General features: G+C 46.1%; 22 protein-coding genes and 1 pseudogene. 12 read left to right on the forward strand and 11 right to left on the reverse strand.

Annotation, left to right across the window (positions count from 1 at the left end):
• Positions 1-6 precede the first annotated feature (6 nt).
• The 5 genes from P4S59_RS19545 (at position 7) to P4S59_RS19565 (ending at position 5198) form a co-directional block, all read left to right on the forward strand.
• Positions 7-1074, forward strand: coding sequence for a branched-chain amino acid ABC transporter permease (locus tag P4S59_RS19545; protein WP_104973556.1), 1068 nt, complete (start codon positions 7-9; stop codon positions 1072-1074).
• A gap of 45 nt (positions 1075-1119) precedes the next feature.
• Positions 1120-2364 carry an ABC transporter substrate-binding protein gene (locus P4S59_RS19550; RefSeq protein ID WP_006741059.1) on the forward strand — a complete coding sequence of 415 codons (1245 nt, stop codon included), beginning with the start codon at positions 1120-1122 and terminating at the stop codon, positions 2362-2364.
• An 80-nt stretch (positions 2365-2444) separates the two neighbouring features.
• Complete coding sequence (locus P4S59_RS19555) at positions 2445-3266, forward strand: ABC transporter ATP-binding protein (protein WP_005373283.1); 822 nt, start codon at positions 2445-2447, stop codon at positions 3264-3266.
• Between the two features lie 9 nt (positions 3267-3275).
• The gene (locus P4S59_RS19560; RefSeq protein ID WP_337168899.1) at positions 3276-4478 is read left to right on the forward strand and encodes a phenylacetate--CoA ligase family protein; all 1203 of its coding nucleotides are present in this window, start codon (positions 3276-3278) and stop codon (positions 4476-4478) included.
• Between the two features lie 123 nt (positions 4479-4601).
• The gene (locus tag P4S59_RS19565; RefSeq protein WP_337168900.1) at positions 4602-5198 is read left to right on the forward strand and encodes a methyltransferase domain-containing protein; all 597 of its coding nucleotides are present in this window, start codon (positions 4602-4604) and stop codon (positions 5196-5198) included.
• Between the two features lie 70 nt (positions 5199-5268).
• On the opposite strand, the gene P4S59_RS19570 is transcribed toward P4S59_RS19565, so the two are convergent.
• The 3 genes and pseudogenes from P4S59_RS19570 to P4S59_RS19580 all read right to left on the reverse strand — a co-directional run.
• A complete protein-coding gene (locus P4S59_RS19570) occupies positions 5269-5676 on the reverse strand; it encodes a hypothetical protein (protein ID WP_337168901.1) in 408 nt (135 codons plus the stop codon).
• Between the two features lie 117 nt (positions 5677-5793).
• The gene (locus P4S59_RS19575; RefSeq protein ID WP_337168902.1) at positions 5794-6468 is read right to left on the reverse strand and encodes a cytochrome C; all 675 of its coding nucleotides are present in this window, start codon (positions 6466-6468) and stop codon (positions 5794-5796) included.
• A gap of 43 nt (positions 6469-6511) precedes the next feature.
• A pseudogene (locus tag P4S59_RS19580) lies at positions 6512-6735 on the reverse strand (molybdopterin containing oxidoreductase); the annotation flags it as partial.
• Here P4S59_RS19580 and P4S59_RS19585 point away from each other — a divergent pair.
• Both P4S59_RS19585 and P4S59_RS19590 read left to right on the forward strand, forming a co-directional pair.
• Positions 6720-7010 (forward strand): TPMT family class I SAM-dependent methyltransferase, encoded by a 291-nt coding sequence (locus P4S59_RS19585; protein ID WP_256898750.1) that lies wholly within the window; start codon positions 6720-6722, stop codon positions 7008-7010. The pseudogene P4S59_RS19580 and the gene P4S59_RS19585 sit on opposite strands and share 16 nt — an antisense overlap.
• Positions 7011-7160: 150 nt before the next feature.
• Positions 7161-9074 (forward strand): BCCT family transporter, encoded by a 1914-nt coding sequence (locus P4S59_RS19590; RefSeq protein ID WP_301660769.1) that lies wholly within the window; start codon positions 7161-7163, stop codon positions 9072-9074.
• A gap of 90 nt (positions 9075-9164) precedes the next feature.
• Here P4S59_RS19590 and P4S59_RS19595 read toward each other — a convergent pair whose 3' ends face one another.
• Genes P4S59_RS19595 through budA form a run of 3 tightly spaced genes read right to left on the reverse strand, consistent with a single transcriptional unit; the run spans position 9165 to position 12438 of the window.
• Positions 9165-9923 (reverse strand): SDR family NAD(P)-dependent oxidoreductase, encoded by a 759-nt coding sequence (locus P4S59_RS19595; protein ID WP_005392589.1) that lies wholly within the window; start codon positions 9921-9923, stop codon positions 9165-9167.
• On the reverse strand, positions 9920-11623 hold the full coding sequence (gene alsS, locus P4S59_RS19600; RefSeq protein WP_237310900.1) for an acetolactate synthase AlsS: 1704 nt from the start codon (positions 11621-11623) through the stop codon (positions 9920-9922). Before alsS ends, P4S59_RS19595 begins: the two co-directional genes overlap by 4 nt.
• 29 nt (positions 11624-11652) lie before the next feature.
• Positions 11653-12438 (reverse strand): acetolactate decarboxylase, encoded by a 786-nt coding sequence (gene budA / locus P4S59_RS19605; protein WP_005392587.1) that lies wholly within the window; start codon positions 12436-12438, stop codon positions 11653-11655.
• A gap of 97 nt (positions 12439-12535) precedes the next feature.
• On the opposite strand from budA, the gene P4S59_RS19610 reads away from it, so the two are divergent.
• The 4 genes from P4S59_RS19610 to P4S59_RS19625 all read left to right on the forward strand — a co-directional run bounded on the left by P4S59_RS19610 (position 12536) and on the right by P4S59_RS19625 (position 15358).
• Positions 12536-13417 carry a LysR family transcriptional regulator gene (locus P4S59_RS19610; RefSeq protein ID WP_337168903.1) on the forward strand — a complete coding sequence of 294 codons (882 nt, stop codon included), beginning with the start codon at positions 12536-12538 and terminating at the stop codon, positions 13415-13417.
• Between the two features lie 129 nt (positions 13418-13546).
• Entirely contained in the window at positions 13547-14203 is a 657-nt protein-coding gene (gene hxpB, locus P4S59_RS19615) for a hexitol phosphatase HxpB (RefSeq protein ID WP_053807854.1), read from the forward strand.
• Between the two features lie 218 nt (positions 14204-14421).
• Positions 14422-14490 (forward strand): hypothetical protein, encoded by a 69-nt coding sequence (locus tag P4S59_RS19620; RefSeq protein ID WP_318652618.1) that lies wholly within the window; start codon positions 14422-14424, stop codon positions 14488-14490.
• A gap of 112 nt (positions 14491-14602) precedes the next feature.
• On the forward strand, positions 14603-15358 hold the full coding sequence (locus tag P4S59_RS19625; RefSeq protein ID WP_337168904.1) for a PhzF family phenazine biosynthesis protein: 756 nt from the start codon (positions 14603-14605) through the stop codon (positions 15356-15358).
• Between the two features lie 69 nt (positions 15359-15427).
• Here the strand turns inward: P4S59_RS19625 and P4S59_RS19630 are convergent, their stop codons facing one another.
• Genes P4S59_RS19630 through P4S59_RS19640 form a run of 3 tightly spaced genes read right to left on the reverse strand, consistent with a single transcriptional unit; the run spans position 15428 to position 17977 of the window.
• Positions 15428-15556 carry a DUF2474 domain-containing protein gene (locus tag P4S59_RS19630; protein ID WP_005373267.1) on the reverse strand — a complete coding sequence of 43 codons (129 nt, stop codon included), beginning with the start codon at positions 15554-15556 and terminating at the stop codon, positions 15428-15430.
• Positions 15557-15576: 20 nt separating this feature from the next.
• On the reverse strand, positions 15577-16584 hold the full coding sequence (gene cydB / locus P4S59_RS19635; protein WP_337168905.1) for a cytochrome d ubiquinol oxidase subunit II: 1008 nt from the start codon (positions 16582-16584) through the stop codon (positions 15577-15579).
• Between the two features lie 28 nt (positions 16585-16612).
• The gene (locus tag P4S59_RS19640) at positions 16613-17977 is read right to left on the reverse strand and encodes a cytochrome ubiquinol oxidase subunit I (protein ID WP_170901804.1); all 1365 of its coding nucleotides are present in this window, start codon (positions 17975-17977) and stop codon (positions 16613-16615) included.
• A gap of 153 nt (positions 17978-18130) precedes the next feature.
• Here P4S59_RS19640 and P4S59_RS19645 point away from each other — a divergent pair, with 153 nt between their 5' ends.
• Positions 18131-19546: an aminotransferase-like domain-containing protein gene (locus P4S59_RS19645; protein ID WP_443089049.1), complete on the forward strand. Its 1416-nt coding sequence runs from the start codon at positions 18131-18133 to the stop codon at positions 19544-19546.
• A 9-nt stretch (positions 19547-19555) separates the two neighbouring features.
• Here P4S59_RS19645 and P4S59_RS19650 read toward each other — a convergent pair whose 3' ends face one another.
• Both P4S59_RS19650 and P4S59_RS19655 read right to left on the reverse strand, forming a co-directional pair.
• Positions 19556-20104: a sugar O-acetyltransferase gene (locus P4S59_RS19650; RefSeq protein WP_337168906.1), complete on the reverse strand. Its 549-nt coding sequence runs from the start codon at positions 20102-20104 to the stop codon at positions 19556-19558.
• Between the two features lie 249 nt (positions 20105-20353).
• A complete protein-coding gene (locus P4S59_RS19655; RefSeq protein WP_337168907.1) occupies positions 20354-20674 on the reverse strand; it encodes a DUF1840 domain-containing protein in 321 nt (106 codons plus the stop codon).
• Between the last annotated feature and the right edge of the window lie 45 nt (positions 20675-20719).

Here is a 20719-nt window from a genome sequence, read left to right on the forward strand (position 1 = left end):
AATAACATGGCTCAACTTAGCATGCGCCCATGTGGGGATTTTCGAACCACATACAAAAGTGATACGCCAATTTTTGAAACCAAAACCATCAGAAGCCTTGCGATTGCAGGTGTCATCGCCATGCTGGCAGCACCGCTGGTCTTGGATATTTACTTCCTAAACCTGTTTATTCAGATTGCATACCTCGGTATCGCGGCATTGGGCTTAAACATTCTGGTTGGTTTTACCGGACAAATCTCGCTAGGTCACGGTGCGTTCTTTGGCTTTGGCGCCTTTGCATCGGCTTGGCTAAATAACCAGTTTAACATTCCAGTCGTGTTTGCGATTCCGCTCGCGGGTTACTTAACCATGATTGTAGGGATGCTGTTTGGTCTGCCAGCGGCTCGAATTAAAGGTTTATATCTAGCTATCGCAACGTTGGCGGCGCAGTTTATTTTAGAGGACTTCTTTGCTCGTGCAGACTGGTTCAGTGGCGGCTCATATGGTGCTGGTGCAAACCCTATCAATCTGTTTGGCTTTGAATTTACGACCGACGAAAGTTTCTTCTACATCGCTCTATTTGCGCTGATCTTCATGTATATGTGGGCATCGAACTTGATCCGTTCTCGTGATGGTCGCGCGTTTGTATCGGTACGAGATCACTATCTGTCGGCAGAAATCATGGGCATCAACCTAACTAAGTATCGTCTGCTCTCATTTGGTGTATGCGCATTCTATGCGGGCATCGGGGGCGCACTCTACGGACATTATCTAGGTTTTGTATCAGCAGAAGGTTTCACCATCATGATGTCTATCCAGTTTTTGGCAATGATCATCATTGGTGGCTTGGGTTCAGTCAAAGGCACATTGATGGGTACGATATTTATCGTATTGCTGCCTGAAGTTTTGGAGTTTGGCGTGACGGGGTTGGCTGAGTTTAGCAATAACACTTCGTTCATTGATGGCCTGGCTTACTTCAAAGAAATGGCGATTGGTTTAGTCATCATGCTGTTCCTCATTTTCGAACCTCAAGGGTTATCGCATCGCTGGCAACAGATTCGAGCATATTGGAAACACTATCCGTTCTCATATTAACGTGGAATTAAGTGGAATATACCTCAATAACAAGGACAACGAGTTATGAACAAAGGACATTTAGCGACAACGTTGGTGCTATCTTCGGCACTGTTTACTACCGCCACTTGGGCAAAAGACTCTGTATTTGTCGGGCAATTAGTCGACTTTTCTGGACCAACAGCCTATGTGAGCAAGCCCTATGGTTCTGGCGTACGAGACGCATTACGCTGGATTAACCAAAACGGTGGCATTAACGGTACTGAGCTTGAATTTGAAACAGTAGACATGGCGTACAAAGTACCAGTGGCGATTTCTAACTATAAACGTTGGGTGGCGCGTAAAGACATGGTTGCGCTACAAGGTTGGGGCACGGCAGATACCGAAGCACTCATCTCGTTTGTGACCAAAGACAAAGTGCCAGTGTTCTCTGCCTCTTATTCAGGTCACTTAACGGACCCAACCGGCAAGAACCCAAAAACCGCGAAACCAGCGCCTTATAACTTCTTCTATGGTGCGTCGTACTCAGATGCGTGTCGTGCACTAGTGAAGTGGGCGAAAGAAGATTGGGAATCAAAGGGCAACCAAGGTGCGCCGAAATTTACCCATATTGGTGATAACCACCCATTCCCGAATGCGCCAAAAGAAGCGTGTGCAGAATATGCTGAAGAGCTTGGTTTTGAGGTGCAAAACCCAGTCGTTGTGTCACTAAAACCAGGGGACTTCAAAGCACAATGTCTGTCACTCAAAGAGTCTGGCACCAACTACGGTTACATTGCCAATATCGGTAGCTCGGTAATCTCACTCGTGAAGTCTTGTAACACGGTTGGTACAGAGTTCCAGTACATGGCGAACATTTGGGGCGGTGACAAACCAGTACTTGAAGCGGCGGGCGATGGCCTTAAAGATTACGTTTTCCCAGGTATGACGGCGTTTTGGGGAGACGATAACGAAGGCATGAAACTGGTTCGTGAGATTTCTAAGCAGTCTGAATCAGAGCCTGGCGAGTTTAGAACTCACCACTACATTCGCGGCATTTGTTCTGCGTTCTACATGAAAGAAGCGATGGAGTGGGCGAAAGACAACGGTGGCATCACGGGTGAAAACATCAAGAAGGGCATGTATGTCCATGACAACTGGGTCCCACAAGGCTTAGAAGGTGTTTGTGTACCTGCGAACTGGAAACCGGAAGATCACCGTGGCACAACAACCGTGAACGTGTTTATGGGTAACAACAACGGCGGCGCAGTTGATATTAAGAAAGTATCTCAGGTGACATTGTCACGTCGTGACGATTGGCTAGGTTACTAATCGACGACTTATTAATAACAAAGCTTACTGAAAATAAGGATGGGTGAGAGGACACTCTCACCCTAGCAAGGAGTAGCTTGATGGCTGAATTAGCAACGAATATCGAACCGGCAGAAATACTGCTTTCAGTGAACAACATTGAAGTCGTCTACGACGAAGTAATACTAGTACTTCGCGGTGTGAGCTTAGAAGTTCCAAAAGGGCAGATAGTGACCTTACTGGGTGCCAACGGTGCGGGTAAATCAACGACGTTGAAAGCCATTTCTGGTTTGTTGAAAACCGAAGATGGTGAAGTGACGCGCGGCGAAATCAACTTCATGGGCGAGCGCATAGACAACAAAAGCCCGGAAGAGATCGTCCGTTCGGGCATCTTCCAAGTTATGGAAGGGCGCCGAATTGTTGAAGATATGACGGTAATAGAAAATCTTCGCTTAGGCGCTTATACACGCACTGACAACGAAGTTGAACAAGACATCGAAATGGTGTTTGATTATTTCCCTCGTCTTAAAGAGCGCACTGGTCTAGCGGGTTATTTGTCAGGTGGTGAGCAGCAAATGCTAGCGATTGGTCGTGCACTGATGGCTCGTCCAAAAATGATCTTGTTGGATGAACCTTCGATGGGGCTTTCGCCGCTATTGGTGAAGGAGGTGTTCAGCATTATTAACAAGATTAATAAAGAACAAGGCATTACCATGCTTTTGGTTGAGCAGAATGCCAACTTTGCCCTTCAAGCGGCCGATTACGGTTACATCATGGAATCAGGTAAAATCGTTCTGGATGGTAGCAAGCACGAACTGCTAAACAATGAAGATGTGAAAGAGTTCTACCTTGGCGGTGGCGATGAAGATCGCAAGAGCTTTAAGAACCTGAAATCTTACAAACGTCGTAAGCGTTGGTTGTAAGGAGCGATGATGAACGAACTATTTGATGCGAAAGAGTCTTTGTCTCCGCAGGCGCGAGAAGAATCGCTGTTTCAACGTCTGCCGACACTGATTGAAAATGCAAAAGCCAACAGCGAACATTATGCGGCGCATTTTGCTGAGTTAGAGCCTACGTTGGCAAATAATCGTGAAGGGCTTACCCAGTTTCCAATTACGCGCAAATTCAATATGCCAAACCAGCAGCAACTTAAACCGCCGTTTGGTGGTTTAAATAGTGTTGCGATTGGTCAGATGGCGCGTGTATTCCAATCTCCGGGGCCGTTGTATGAGGCACAAACGGATGAGGCGGATTTCTGGCGTATGGGGCGCGCGTTCCATGCGGCTGGATTTTGTGCGGGCGACTTAGTGCATAACACGCTCTCTTACCATTTCTCGCCGGGTGGCTTTATTATGGACGGTGGTGCAAGAGCTTGTGGTTGCGCGGTATTTCCGGCCGGTGTCGGGAATACCGAGGCACAAATTGAAGCGATTAAACAGCTTCAGCCAACGGGTTATACGGGCACGCCTTCTTACTTGCTGACGTTGTTACAAAAGTACCAAGAACAATACGGTGAGTCGCCGAGTTTTACCAAAGCGCTGGTCTCTGGTGAAGCGGTCACCGCAGACATGCAACAGATGTTTGAGGACAAAGGCATTGCAGTCTCTCAAGCCTACGCAAGTGCTGAGCTTGGTTTGATTGCTTATCAAGTGTCTGGTGAGCAAGGCTTGGTGATTGCCGAAGATATTATCGTTGAAATCGTTAATCCTGATGGCATTCCTGTACAACCGGGAGAAGTCGGCGAAGTGGTCGTGACATCGCTCGATGAGAAGTTTCCGCTGATTCGCTACGCAACGGGAGATTTATCGGCATACCTAGAAACGGGCTCGGATTCGCCACGCACGAATGCGCGAATTAAAGGCTGGATGGGGCGTGCGGACTCAGCGGTGAAAGTGAAAGGCCTGTTTGTTTATCCGCATCAGATCCAAGAAGTCTGTCGTCGCCACGATATTAAAGGCTCCTTGAAAATTGAGCGTGATGGCTTCAACGATACCATTACTTTCTGCTGTCATGATGCTCACGTATCGGCAGAGGACATTCAAGCGACACTCCAGTCTGTCACCAAACTGAAAGGCAATGTCCAGTTCGTACCGAACCAGGCTGAGCAGCCGTTAATTAATGACCTGCGCAGTTAACCCATCATTGTAAACCGCATTTATAAAAAGCTAACAACGTAAAAATCAAAGGCTAGGAGAGGGGATACCACATTGTGCTGCGTATCCCTTTCTTTTTGTGCTAGCAGGCTCAGGGAGCGATAAATGAAACAGGCACCAACTATCAATCAACAATTCTGGGATGATTTGTTTATCCAAGGCACCATGCCGTGGGATGCGAGCACCACACCTCAAGAGCTAATAGGTTACCTAGAAAACGCGCTTAATAGCGGTCAGTCTGTATTTATCCCTGGCTGTGGCGCTGCTTATGAACTTAGCTCTTTTATTCAATATGGGCATGACGTGATCGCGATGGATTACAGTGAACAAGCGGTGAAAATGGCGCAATCGACATTAGGTAAGCACAAAGATAAAGTCGTGTTGGGGGATGTATTTAACGCCGACTTTACGCACTCATTTGATGTGATTTACGAGCGTGCCTTTATCGCTGCCCTGCCGAGAGACAAATGGCCAGCATACTTTGCGATGGTGAATAAATTGCTGCCAAGAGGCGGTTTGTTAATTGGTTATTTCGTTATAGATGATGACTACTGTTCTCGTTTCCCACCATTTTGTTTGCGAAGTGGGGAGTTGGCGCAACATTTTGAACCAACGTTTACACTTATTGAATCTTCACCAGTTACAAATAGTGTGGATGTATTTAAAGGTAAGGAGTATTGGATGGTGTGGCAGAAGTGTTAGTCGCTTTTAATCTTTTTGAAGAAGTATTCGCGGAAACTTTCTGGCTCTTTTTTAATCGCTGAAAAGTAAGTCACAAATGTATGATATTTGGTCGATGCCATGAGCCAGAGAGCGATAATAGGAAAAAGTACAAAACTAACAAAAAAAATTTATGTTCATCTTCAAGAAGGAATAGGCCAAGAGCGTAAACAAGGAGCTGAAAGTAAATATTGATTAAGTTGATTTCTGCCGCTTTAGGTTTGCCTCTAACAATCATCATGTTTGGGATAACAAGCAGTAGAGTCATGATCCCAGCAAAAGAAAAGTTTAGAGCCAAGAAAGCATCAGTTGTTAAGTGCTCAGACGACTGGTCAATCAATATTGCCAGCAACGTTACTGCCATGCCGCCTCCCATCATAATCAAGGTAATGACTGCCACGCCAACAAGAAAAACCCAAATAGAAAGGTAATGGTTGTCAAAAAACTCTTCTGCCTTCAATCTCTTAAACCTCATCGATACGTGCTGTGAAATAACAGAGGCTACTTCACTCTATTCTTGTAGAGGGGATGCTCACATAGAAAGAATACGTATGTAAAATATCAATAAGCGTTAGTTTTAAAGGCGGGAGTTACCCCCATAATAGGTCGAAAGGTATTTCAGAATGGCTTCGCGATCATCACCCGGCAGTTCATCCATCCCTTGCTCTTCAATCATCCAGTCTAAGGTTTCATCCCATCGTTGGCGGCTTAGTCCTTGTTGTGTGACCATGTGTAACGAATGACAGGCTGAGCAGATTGCCGCGACGAGCTCCATATTCTCTCCCGGCCTTAATATCCCATCACCTGGCGATTTAACCTCCAATCCTGATGACGTCATATTCCAATTGGGTGGTGTCGGGTTTTTCGTTGCAAGCCATGCAATGATAGCCGCGCGCGCACCGGGATCTGTTACGCTAGGGAAGATCATGTTGGTCCCTGGCGCGAAGTCATTCGGAGCGGATAAAAATGCGTCCAACTTTTCTGCGTCCGATTTTCCTTGATGTTGTCTAATTCCGTTGCTGTAATTGAAGCCCTCAAAACTGGCGATATTGCGCTCTGCTAGCCCCCATAAGGGCGGGCCAACCACCGTTACGCCATTCGGCTCAAACTGATAGTAAGCTTTACAAACCATGGCTTGCTGCTCGCCTGCTGCAATCAACTCGTCGTTACTCGCAAGGACAGGGTCGCTCAACAAAGCCAAAAGGGTGAAAGCGAGCGGGAGTACCCGCTCTGATGGTTGTTTTGTTCTCACCTTGTTATGTCCCCTAAGTTCTCACTATTCTGCTACTGACTCTTTAGCTTCGTACAATCAATGCGATGCGGTGGAAAGTGTTGTTGAGGTAACCTTTCGGATTCCATGCGATGGTAAAGGCTGGCTGACACCTTGATCGTCAGTTGCTTTCGCCCACACTTCGTAGTAACCCGCTTGAGGGCACTTCACCTTAGCATTGAACGTTTGCCAAGCACCGTCATTGGTAGGAGCTGCGAGGTCGGCATCCATCCATGTTGCGCCAAAATCAATCCTTTCTCGCTGCACTACCGAGAGACCAGTGGCCAGATTACTTTGCTATGGTGGATAAATTGCTGCCAAGAGACGGTTTGTTAATTGGTTATTTCGTTATAGATGATGATTACCACTCTCGCTTCCCTCCATTTTGTTTGCGAAGTGGGGAGTTGGAGGGTTATCTAGAACCGACGTTTAAGCTTGTGGAATCCTCAGTGGTGGCAAACAGTGTTGAGGTTTTTAAAGGTAGAGAGCGCTGGATGGTGTGGCAGAAAAGTTGCCGTATTTAAACGCTATGGCATCGAATAATGAATACAAAATCAGCGTCACATAATGCATATTTTAAAGACAATTATTCTTGTGGTAACGATAAGTGTTGTGAATTGGCGAAGTTGTGAGAAATGTAGATCATGTCCTTTGAAAACATAAGGATATATAATATGGACAAATCATTTTCTCTCATCGATAAGCCTACCTTCTTAGGCTCACTCTTTCTTTTACTCAGCGTCGTTATACCTTTAATTTTATTTCCCACACAAGGTGCGGATTGGATAGCTTCGGCCAAATTTTTCATGACCGATAAGCTTGGTGTGTTATACCTCGCACTGGGTATCGCAGCAATGTGTTTTATGATTTACACGGTGTTCAGCGATCTTGGCCAAATCAAACTTGGTGAAGCCGACGAGCAACCAGAATTTGGTAACGCCTCATGGGCTGCAATGCTATTTTGTGGAGGTATTGGTGCAAGTATTCTGTATTGGGGGTGTATCGAGTGGGCATACTACTATCAATCACCACCATTTCAGTTGGAAGCAGGCAGTGAAGAAGCCATTCGCTGGGCCGCGACGTATGGTCTGTTTCACTGGGGACCGATCGCTTGGTCAATTTACCTTATTCCTGCTCTGCCTATCGCTTACTTCTTTTATGTACGCAAACAACCTGTTTTGAAAATCTCTAGTGCGTTAATGCCTGTATTAGGAGAAAAGCGCGCAAACGGTGGTATTGGCAAGTTTATCGATGTGCTGTTTATTTTTGGTATGTTGGGTGGCGCGGCGACTACGCTTGGCTTAGCGGCGCCTCTTATCAACGGTGGTCTACATCATATCTTCGGTCTTCCAAACAATACCTTCAGCCAAGTGGCTGTATTACTTCTCTGTACTGCGATTTTTGGTTACTCCGCGTATGCAGGGCTTGAGAAGGGGATCAAATTCCTTAGTAACATTAACTTCTGGGGGGCGATGGGCTTGTTACTCTTTGTACTTGCCGTTGGGCCAACCGTGTTCATGTTAGAAACGGGCTTAGATTCTATTGGTCGTATGTTGTCTAACTTCTTTGTTATGGCAACCTGGGCGGAGCCGTTTGGTGGTTATGGTGAGTTTACAGATACACACTTCCCGCAAGACTGGACTATTTTCTACTGGGCATGGTGGTTGGTCTTTGCTCCTTGCATGGGATTGTTTGTTGCGCGTATCTCGCGTGGAAGAACGATCAAACAGATGGTCGTAGGTTCGATATTTTACGGTTCTTTAGGTTGTTTCTTATTCTTCATTGTTTTAGGTAACTACGGGTTATCGTTGCAATTGACGGGTGAGCTTGATGTCATCGCAATCCTCAACGAATCAGGCGCACCAGCGGCTATTTTTGCAACGTTAGACACATTACCGTTAGGGCCAATCGTTATTGGTGTTTTTACACTATTGTGTATCATTTTTACGGCGACGTCGTTTGACTCTATCTCGTACATTCTTGCGTCTGTGGTTCAAAATGATGTCACGGAAGAACCGATGCGCTGGAACCGTTTGTTCTGGGCGTTTACTTTGTCTTTTCTGCCAACCGTCCTAATGTTCATGGGAGGTTTATCGACATTACAAACCGCTGCGATCGTGGGAGGTTTACCGTTGTTAGTTATCTCGGTGATGTTGATGGTGTCCTTTGTCCGCGCGGCGAGCCTAGATATTAAACATCAAGCAGAATACGAAGAGCCAACCATTAACATTGAAGAACTGCCGGAAATTGACCCTTGGTCAACAGAGGGAATGGCTTTGGCGAAATTTGAGCGCTTTAAAGACTTAGCTCAACAGGCGGCTGAAGAAGAGCGCGAAGCAATGGCGGCCCTGATGAGCATGCGTAAGAGAATTCGCGCATTCGCCTTAGAACACAGCTGTGAATCTGGGTTTTCGGACCATCATTTACCAGAAGATATGCAAACAGAGCTACAGCAACTAACCGAAGCGCTTGAGTTGGCTCAACAGAAGAAACAAGAACTGTCTGAACAAGCCCAAGAATCTCGAATGGAATTTAATCATGTGTTATTAGGCGGCGCGTCGGCAGGTTTAGCAACGTCTCAGGCTTAAGAACAGACACACAAGAGCCGAGTACAAACTCGGCTCTTTTTTTGCGTGGATACCTTACAGTTAAAGATTCTGCTCAGTCAGTGTTAATGCTTATACTATTTTAGGTTGACCATCTGATGCGGTGGCACCGCCGTCTACAGGTAGGTTTACGCCATTAATGAAAGATGCGTCATCACTTGCCAAGAAAGTCACGACAGACGCAATTTCTTCAGGTTCTGCTGCTCGGCCAAGCGCAATGCGCTCATTGAATTTATCGCGGATTTCCTGCGGCCAGCCGTTCGTCATGTTGGTTTTTACTAAGCTTGGGCATACGGCGTTAATTCTTACACCCTCCGCACCATGGTCCAATGCCATCGCTCTAGTCAGGTTGACCACAGCGCCTTTACTCGCGCAATAGAATGCGGCACCCCAGTCACCACCCAAACCAGAAACGGACGCGGTATTCACCATACAACCTTTCGTTTTTAAGAGTTCAGGTAACGCAAACTTCGCGCAATAAACGACGCCGTCAATGTTTACACCAGAGATCTTCTTCCAGTCTTCCACACTACCTTCAATCACTGAACCTGGTACATGTACGCCAGCATTGTTTACTAAAATATCCAGTTTACCGAAACGGGTAACAACATCAGAAATCAGTGCTGCGACTTTGTCTGGATCAGAAACATCAATGGAATGCGCAGACACACGTTGTTTATCAAAGCCCTCAACGGCGTTTGCCAACTGCTCTTCATTCCAATCGGCAAGAGCGACGTTTGCGCCTTCTTCATACAAACGTTTTGCGATGGCCAAACCAATACCATTGGCAGAACCAGTGACGAGTGCGACTTTATTTTTTAATCCTCTCATGCGATTTCTCCTTCGAAACTTACAAAAACGGGATCTTGATTTTTCTCTGTGCGCGGCAACATCAGTTTGTCGTTGTCGCTGTAATCTACGGGGATAGCCACCACTGCTGGTCCTTCAACGTCCATGGCTTTATTCAATGTCGGTAGCAATTCGTGTTGACTAGTCACTGCGAAGCCTTTCGCGCCAAATGCTTCGGCGTACGCCTTGAAATCAATTGGTCCAAATTTCACACCAGAGCAGCGCTGATATTTGTTGATCTCTTGCATTTCTACCATGTTGTAGGCGTTATCAACCCACACAATATGGACGATATTGCAGTTCAGTCTAACCGCGGTTTCTAACTCCATGCTCGATTGCATAAAACCGCCGTCTCCCGATATCGATACCACTTTGCTACCAGGTTTTAGTAGGCTGGCACCAATGGCCCATGGCAGTGCAACGCCCATCGTTTGTTGGCCGTTAGACACCAGCATTTGGCGAGCTCGAAAACAACTTAAGTAACGAGCGATCCAGATGTGGAAGCTCCCCATATCAAGACATAGCGTGGTATCTGGTGTGATGATAGATTGCATGGCTTTAATCAGTGCCAGCGGATGAAACCCTTGCTTGTTATAGACATTGGGATAGGTCTTGATCACTTGCCGTTGCAGTGCTACCTCTTCCAGTACTGAAAGTGCCGTTGGGGAAAGGCGAGCATATTCAGAGATATAGCTGCCCATTTTGTCTAATGACTGCGCAATGTTTCCGACGATTTCAACACAAGGCTGATAATTAAGTTGGTACTCAGCCGGTTCAATATCGAGGTGAATCACTGGGTTACGGTGGCTGTTCCAAAGCTCAGGGTCATACTCTATTGGGCTAAAGCCGATGGTGAGAATTAAATCGGCATCACGCAGTAAAACATCGCCGGGTTGGTTGTTAAATAAACCAACACGACCAGCAAAGTGGTGATAGTAGTTGATGTCTACCGTGCCGGCGGCTTGGTAAGTGCCGACAACGGGTAGCTGCGTATTTTGAAGAAATCGGGCGATAGCAGCAGCGTTTTGGCTGCGGCTCGCGTGAAGGCCAAGTAAAACCACACAGCGCTTTGCTTTACTGATTCGACTGACCGCTTCTTCGATTGCTGCGATGTCTGCGCAACCAGGCTGTGTGTAAGGCGAGGGGACAATAATGTCCGTTTGGGTTTGCTCGGATAAAACATCTTGGGGGAGACTCAAAAAGCAAGCCCCAGGACGACCTGACTCTGCGATACGAAATGCGTTCGCCATGATCTCGCTTGCGGCGTCCACATGCTGCACTTCAGCACTGAACTTGGTTATAGAGCGAAAAATACTGACGGTATCCATGCTCTGGTGTGTTTGTTTTTGCTGGTCAGTTCGTTTCACCGCACCACCGATAGCAATCAGCGGATCGCCTTCGGAGTTTGCTGTTGCAACCCCCGTAACTAGATTGCCACAGCCTGGACCTGACGTAACCATTGTGACGCCTGCTTTGCCGGTTAGTCTTCCCATAACGCCCGCCATAAATGCGCCGTTAGCCTCGTGGCGTACCGGAATCATTTGGATGTTAGTGTCTTCAATCGCATCGAACAGTCGATCGATTTTTGCACCGGGAATACCGAATATGTACTTAATGCCGAGAGACTCTAGCTGTTGAGCGATCAACTGAGCTCCATTCTTATTTGAAGGTTTGGATTGCATTTGTTGTCCTTATTATTTGCCTGACTTTGTTACTTTTCCGCCTTTTCTATGGCGGTATTTATATCTTCCGGAGCCAAATTGGCACTGAGGAAGTCTGTCGATACCGGGGTATCAATTACTAGCCGCGAGACTTTGCCAATCTGGAGGAACCCTGACGAAATGCTGTAATCCTGAATATGACCACCTCCTTGGCGGTCATCGGTAATAAAGTGTTCGTGATAGCCGGGCACATTGATGCCAGTCGTATATTTAGGACTGCGAAAGCCGGCGACCACGCCTTGCTTATGCGTGAAGCGGAACGTTGGTTGTTCTTTAACCACTTCAAGCATTGGTCGATAAGGGCGTGTTTGTTTAGGTACGGTGCGAGTACGAACTGAATCGAAAACGCCATCAATGCGCACTGCGCAAAATAGGTTATCGCTTGGAACCATGTCGTCTATGAGGCTATGGACTTCATGACGTGACATGCGCGATGTTAGTGGCAGCTCGATATCAGGCTTAAAAAAAGTCATGACAGCAAAGGGCGTTTTTTGCGCCAGGTCTGCCGGGTTTGCGGAGCCATCCGACTTGAGTTGAAAAACTTCCTTATCAAAAGCAATCAACTCACCATCCAATTCATTGAACGTACCTAAACCAAAATCCCCATGTTTCAGCAGTTCTTCTATGGTTGTTGAGCCTTCGTAAACACCAGCGATCAAAGCACTCATCAACGAAGTCTGATAAATCTCACCATCTCCGGTAACGTGATGGTATTCAGAAAATTCTTTCGCTACTTCAAGCGAACAAGCACATAGAGGGTTATAAAATCCACGCATGAGTAAGACCAGTTATGCAATGAAGAGTATATTTAGATTGACTTCTACACGGTGCTAAATCCAATATAAAAAAGATTTATTTTGATATGGAAAATATATGGAATTTCGCTACCTGAAGTATTTTGTCGCGGTCGCCGAGACTCGTCACTTTACCCGAGCCGCTGAACAGTTAGGGATTGCGCAACCTCCTTTAAGTCAACAAATCAAAAAGTTAGAGCACGAGCTTGGTGTGGACCTATTTAAGCGCTTGTCTAGAGGGGTAGAACTGACCCATGCTGGGCAAGTCTTCTATACGGAAGCGGTAAATATTCTTGCTGATGTGGAACGCGCTAAAGCAAAAGCCCGACAGATTGCCCGTGGTGAAAATACGCAGGTTAAAATCGGGTTCGCAACGTCAACATCAACCTGCATTAAGGTATTAGAGAGGGTGGGGCGTATTCAAGAGAATGGGGTTCATTTACAGGCGGCGGAACTGTCAATGCCAGAGCTTGCCGCTCAGTTAAAAAGCAAACAACTTGATCTCGCAATCATGCGGCTACCCTGCTACGCCAGTGAGCCTTTTGAGCACAAGGTGTTGTTTAACGACCCGTTTGTCGCGGTGATTCCGGCGGGGCACGAGCTGGCAAAGTATCCCTGTATCCAGATGAAACAGTTGAGAGACCATAAAATTTTACTGTTTCCACGAGAGACTGGACCTGCATTGTTTGATGGCATGAGCACACTTTTTGCCGACGCAGGAGTAAGACTCGAACCACAGTTCGCAGCACCGCAACTTCGTACGACGATTGCCATGGCGCAGGCTGGGTTAGGTATTGCTCTCGTTCCGCGTTCACTGGCTGAACATCTCGATGATTCTGCGACAGTCGCCGAGATTGATGATATCCCTCTCACTAGTCGTGTTGTTGTTGCTTGGGAGGCATCTAATCTCAATAAACAAGCGTTGAAAGTAGCCATGAACATCGGTCATGTTGAGGTCTAAAGATGAGTCATCGAACTGGCTCTGATAGCCACAGGCAAATGTGATACTCTCCCTCGTTATATGCAAAGCTATGCTTTGGTTGAATAGACAAATCTTACTCAACGAATAGAACTTACTGAGGATGTACCAATGATATACGCTGCGGTCTTTGATATGGACGGGTTGCTGATTGATTCAGAACCTTTGTGGAAGGAAGCGGAAAAGCAGGTGTTTTCATCAGTTGGCGTCCAGGTGACCGAAGTACTGTCAAAGCAGACTGCAACGATGACGACAGATGAAGTAACAAGGTTTTGGTATGAACGTAATCCTTGGCAAGAAAAGAGCCTAGAGGAAGTAGAGAATGCTGTTGTGGATAAAGTGGAGGCATTAATAATTGAAAAAGGATGCGAATTAGAGGGTGTTACAGAAACACTCAAATTGCTTAAGGAAAAAGGGTTTAAGATAGGGCTGTCTACTAATTCACCTTATCAACTCATTCCCACCATTTTGAACAAACTCGGTATTGCCAGTTACTTTGACGCGATATCATCGTCAGACGATGTAGAACAGGGCAAGCCAGAGCCAGATGTCTACCTTTCAACAATCAATAAACTAGGTGTAGATTCAAGTAACTGTATTGCCTTTGAAGACTCTTATTCGGGTATGCTTGCGGCAACACGAGCAAACATAAAAACAGTCGTGATACCTCAACCTGATAAGTTCTACCAAGAGTTTAATGAAGCCAGTCTAAAGCTGCAAAAGCTATCAGAGTTTAATGAAAGCCATTTAGTGGATTTAATAGGGTAAAGCTATTCATTACGATTAGTAATATTTATGACAGATGTCATACCATATGGAGAACTTTGATGAGATATTAGTTGCTTATGTGTGGGAGTGGTGAGGGATGAAATGAAGCTTAATGTCGTTGCATATTTAATCAAAGAAGGCTACGAAGAGGCCGATGTAATCAACCCTAAGAAACAGAAGAAAGGTGAAGTGCACTTGCCATTTTTTCAAAAGTCAACCTGCGTCATCACAGTAGACGGTTACAAAACATGGGTTTTACGGTTGAACTAGCCAAGATAGATGCATAAAAAGACTAACAAAGCATTTAAGAGGGACTCCCGAGGCTTGTCATTTTTTGGTTTCGGGTTAATGATAGCGTTGTTCACAACTTAGTGCAGCGTTAAACCGCAAGGATGATGGATGATTAAAGCGCAAGTATATGATGTATTTTGTGATGAATTGGCTCAAGGTAACCCTTGTGGTGTTGTCGAACTAAATCACTGGCTGAGTGATTCTGAGTTACTTCAAATCACTCATCAGGTCGCTCAACCTGTCACATCATTTGTGGTTCAGTCTGGCAGCGACTACCACATTCGTTGGTTTACTCTAGCAGGGGAAATCAACTTATGCGGACATGGGAGTTTAGGCGCAGGAGCCGCGCTCATTTCTAAATATCATCGAAATGAGGTCATTCTTCAAAGTTCGCATGGTCATATTACGGTTTCTGAACTGGATGGAATGTACAGGATTGTGATGCCAAGTTGGCAAGCCAAGCCTCATGCCATCCCCTTGGATATTTCAGGCTTTTCCAATCACCCCGTAGATGCTTTTACAACGCGTGATTTGGTTGTTGTTCTCGAATCCGAAGATGATGTTGTTCGCTATCAACCTAACTTTGATGAGCTGATTAAAATTGATGAGTTTCATGCTGTCATCGTGACGGCTCAAAGTTCTGATAGTGGCTATGTGTTGCGTTACTTTGCACCTAAAATCGGTATTTCAGAAGATCTTGCCACAGGCTCGGCTCAGTGCTCATTGGCACCTTATTGGTTTGAAAAGCTGGGCAAAGAAAAACTGATGGCTCGCCAGCTATCTCGCGCTGGTGGCTATTTTGAAGTGGCTCGCGGTTTAGAATCTACGATCGTATTGTCTGCACACGTGAAAAGTCGGACTTGAATGTAAACACCTCTAGCTCTTACACAAGATCTAGAGGCATCTATTTTTTATTGACTTAAAAGTGCCGAGTTAAGATTTTAATCCTGCAGCGGTCATCATGACGCGAAATAACATAGACACTAACCCTAATGCAGCGACGCTAACGACCCAAATTCCAACCATCCACGCCCATTGGCGGCACCAATTTTTGATTTTCATACTCACTCCTCATCAACTCGTTAATGGTACGCTTCGCCTTCTTTTACTTTTCCGGAGAAGACGTAGTAACTCCAAAAGGTGTAAGCCAGAATGATCGGGATGATGATCACCGCTCCAACGAGCATAAAGCGCTGACTGCTTGCAGGAGCCGCTGCTTCCCATATAGATATGCTAGGAGGAATGATATTAGGCCAGATACTGATGCCAAGCCCAGCGAACCCGAGAATCACGATCACCAATGCCATCACGAAAGGGCTGCGATCTTTACGCTTTTTAACGGAGTCGGCAATCTTCAAACATACCAGTCCAGTAATGACAGGTACGGGCAGTAAGTAGAACAAATTAGGCAGAGAAAACCATCTTTCCGCAATGGCAGGGTAAGCAAGTGGAGTCCAAGCGCTCACAATGACTAATGCGGAGATCATCGCCAGTAGTGTTTTGTTAGTGAAGCGGTACATCGTGTTTTGCAGTTCACCTTCCGTCTTCATGATGAGCCATGTGCTACCGAGCAGCGCGTACGTTGCGACTAAACCCAAACCGCAAAAGATGGGAAAAGGGGTAAGCCAGTCTAGTTGGCTACCCACGAAAACGCGGTTTTCCACCGTAAAGCCCTGAATTACCGCGCCAACAACGATGCCTTGGAAAAACGTGGTTAAAATCGAGCCGACCATAAAAGAGCGATCCCAGAACTTTAAGTGGTTTTCCAATGCTTTAAAGCGAAACTCAAATGCGACGCCACGAAAGATCAAAGCAATCAACATCAACGTCAAAGGGATGGTTAGCGCTTCAATAATTACCGCGTAAGCCATGGGAAAAGCGCCAAATAGAGATGCGCCTCCAAGCACAATCCAAGTTTCGTTGCCGTCCCAAACTGGCGCGACACTGTTAACCATGACGTCTTTTTGTTTTTCATCCTTGATGAAGGGCATCAGTATTCCAATACCTAAATCGAAGCCATCCATGATGATGTACATCAAAGTGGCAAAAACGATGATCGCGAACCAAATCACGGATAAATCAAAATGCATATTCTTTACCTTCACTTTGTGACAAATTCTAAATGCGACCTGAAACGGTCGTCATGTCGTGCTCATCGTGCTCGATTGCATCGGGGCCTTTCTTGATTTGGTGGATCATGTAGTAATAACCAAAACCAAATACCAAGCTGTATACAACAAGGAAACACAGCAGGCTGATGCTCATTTGTAGGTCTCCATGTGCAGAAACCGCATCACGCGTTTTTTGTACGCCATACACGACCCAAGGTTGCCGACCAACCTCTGTCGTAAACCAGCCAGCAAGTATTGCGATAAGACCAGATGGCCCCATAAACAATGAAAACTTGAGGAACCAACGCGAGGTATAAAGCGTGTTCTTTTTTCGTAACCACATGCTGTAGAAGCTTTGAAAAATCATCAGAAGTCCTAGTCCGACCATGATTCGAAATGACCAAAAGACGATAGGTGAGTTCGGTCGTTCCTCTTTCGGGAAGTCTTTCAGCGCCGGGATTGGCTCAGTTAAACTGTGGCGTAGGATCAAACTTCCTAGAACAGGAACTTCTATGGCATAGTCTGTGCGTTCTTGTTCCATGTTTGGCATGCCGAACAATATCAATGGGGTTGGTTTGCCATCGCTGTTATCCCAATGTCCTTCGATGGCGGCGATTTTGGCAGGCTGGTATTCCAAGGTGTTTAGCCCGTGCACATCGCCAATCACGGCTTGGAGTGGCGCAAGGAACACTAAGATCCCGAGCGACATCGAAAACATGGTTTTTACCGCAGTCGATTGATTGCCTCTCAATAAATGCCAAGCGGCTGACGCGCCTACAAAGAGTGCTGAACTGACGAAAGCCGCGACGCTCATGTGCGCCAAACGATAAGGAAATGAAGGATTGAAAACGATAGCAAACCAGTCGGTTGGCACCACACGTCCGTCGACAATTTCATAGCCTTGTGGCGTTTGCATCCAACTGTTGGAGGCGAGAATCCAGAACGTCGAAATGATCGTGCCTAACGCCACCATCGAGGTTGCAAAAAAGTGCAGCTTTTCGCCGACGCGACGCCACCCAAACAGCATTACGCCAAGAAATCCGGCTTCGAGAAAGAAAGCCGTTAACACTTCATAAGTCAGTAATGGGCCAGTGATAGAACCAGCGAAGTCGGAGAAACCACTCCAGTTGGTGCCGAATTGATAGGCCATGACAAGACCAGATACAACACCCATTCCAAAGTTAACCGCAAAAATTTTCGACCAGAAGTGATAGAGCTTTTGGTAATCGGGATTACGTGTTTTTAGCCATAAGCCTTCCAGCACGGCGAGATAGGTGGCCAAACCTATGGTGATAGCGGGGAAAATAATATGAAAGGATACCGTAAAGGCGAACTGTATCCGTGCAAGCATAAATGCGTCGAGGCCAAACATTAAACTTCCTTTGATCTTTTAAGTTTTATGAGAGAGCTATTTTAAAAGGAGCGGAATGAGGGAAGTAGGTACAGACAGTGACCATAAACCTATAACAGATTAAATATTGAAGTGTTATTATTTGAATTCAGCTTTATGGAGGGGGATCCGCGTGTGGCGAAGTATCAAGAGTTAGTGGAACAGCTTAAAAGGCAGATAAAATCGGGGATATGGCATCCGGGTGACAAGCTGCCTTCTCTGCGTCGCCAATCTGAACACTCGGGTTTAAGTTTGATGACGGTGTTGCATGCCTATCAAATTCTGGAATCTCAAGGCTGGGTGACGTCACAGCCGCGCTCTGGTTATCGAGTCGCTCCCAATATTAAGAGTTCAAATGAACCCCAAGCGCCAGCCGCGGTTTCGTGGACAGAGCAGGTAGACATCAATGAGTTTATCTTTGATGTGCTGCAGGCGAGTAAAAATCCATCCATGATCAATTTTGGCTTTGCCTATCCAGATCCAAGTTTATACCCACGATATCACGTGAATCGGGCGATGGGCGCAGCCGCTCGCAATATGCCGATTTCCACCACCTTTGATAACTTACCGCCGGGAAACGAACAATTACGCACCATCATCGCGAAGCGTTATGCTGCGAAAGGCATTGAAATTTCACCCGATGAAATTATCATTACGGCAGGCGCGCTGGAGGCGTTAACGCTCAGTTTGCAAGCCTGCACAAGACCGGGAGATTGGGTGGTTGTGGAGTCGCCTGCATTCTATGGCGCATTGCAATCCTTAGAGCGGTTAGGTTTGAAAGCGCTCTCAGTAAGAACAGACCCAGTCACGGGTATTGACCTAGATTCATTGGAACGAGCGCTGCAAACACACGATGTGAAAGCATGTTGGCTGATGTCGAACTTCCAAAATCCTCTGGGTTTTACGCTCTCCAACGAGAAAAAACAAAAGCTGATTGAGCTGACACAGCGATATAACGTGCCAGTGATTGAAGATGATGTGTACAGCGAACTGCATGCAGGGAATGACTCGGTTTACCCACTAAGAATGTTTGATGACACGGGCAATACCATGTTGTGCTCCTCGTTTTCAAAATCATTAATCGCAGGGCTACGTATTGGTTGGGTTGCGGCGGGAAAGCGGGCGCTAGAGGTACAAAAGTTACAGTTAATGAGTACATTAGCGACGAGTGCACCAGTGCAAATGACATTGGTGCACTATTTAACAAGCCGCAATTATGAATCGCATTTGAAGCAGTTACGAAAAAAGTTGTTTGAACGTAAAAGTAAGATGACGGATCTGCTTAGTGAGCTGTTACCTGGAGAAGTCAAAGTGTTAAGCCAAAGCGGCGGGTACTTTATTTGGTTAGAGCTTCCCAAGCATATCGACGCCTTGCAGATATATCGAGAAGCGCTAAAAGACAATATCAGTATCGCACCGGGAAAGATGTTCAGCCTGACAGAACAATACGATCACTGTATTCGTCTTAACGCTTCTTTTGAGCTCAATGACAAATACGTCCATGCTCTCAATCTGCTTGCCAACATTATTCGCGAACATTTGGCAAAATAGCGACTTTCTTCAGTTTTTGGGTTTAATGGAGCGCGCCGGATTTCCAGCAACTCGATCGCCTGGCGCAACATCTTTGGTTACGACAGAGCCAGCGCCGACGACGGCCTCATCGCAAATGGTCACGCCTGGCAGTATGATTGCGCCCCCACCAATCCAAACGTTATTGCCGATTTTGACCAGTTTGGCGATCTCATCTCCGGCTAAGCGTCTTTGTGTATCGAGTGAATGAGCGGCTGTGTAAATTTGCACTCTAGGCCCAATCATGACGTTCGCACCAATCTCAACCTGTCCATTGTCCAGAATAATGGCATCCCAGTTGATGTAGGTGTTTTCCCCGATGGACAAGTGGCAACCGTAGGTAAGTTGAAGCGGTGGCTCTATACAGGCGCTGTTTTCTAATTGGACGCCCATTTCCGCCAGCAGTTGCCTACGGATAATTGGGTTTGGCTCGTGATTAAACTGGAAGACAAGCTGCGCGGTTTTGGCGCGCATTAGCTTTAGTTCTTCATCCAGACAATTATAGGTTTTTCCAGAGCGCATCCGAGTCAGTTCTGACATAACAATCATTCCATTAATGGTTTTGCAGTTGAGGCCACAATGATAAGTGAGTGTTTCAGTCAATAGGAGATTTTTATTATTAAATCAGATGTTTATCACTGATTTATATTCAATAGGTTAGTTTTGAGTAAGCACTCGTTAAGAGCCATTCAAATAGAGAAGTGAAGTGAATTGGGTAAGTTCCTTTTAGCAGGGGAGGAAAGTATAGATTGGATGTTGCTTTCCTCTCCACAGCTTGATTTGGAGCATTTATTGGCTGTCCCACATCACTTCGCACTCTTCTTTAATAGCCGATTTTAAAAGCTCAATAAGTGGAAATGCTCTGCGTCCTAAACTGACCGTTTGTTCCTCTTGCTCTTCATCTTCTTCCGTTGCTTGACTGTTGTTCTTCTCTATCGCTTCTTGTGCTGCGAGAGCGGAGGTCAATCTAGATAGAGCATCAGGGATGTCTTGAGCGGAAATTGACCCTGGTACTGAGCCACTATGCCCCATCATTTTGATCATCTTTATCGCAATATCGCCAAACATAGTGACGTTCGAGTGGCTATGGCAACGAAATATAATAAGCATTTACCTGCTCCTGTTGTAGGTGTTCATTTGAGTATAAATGGTATC

Origin of the sequence: Vibrio sp. M60_M70, assembly GCF_037162085.1 — a bacterium.
In the GTDB taxonomy this organism is placed as follows: Bacteria; Pseudomonadota; Gammaproteobacteria; order Enterobacterales; family Vibrionaceae; genus Vibrio; species Vibrio diabolicus.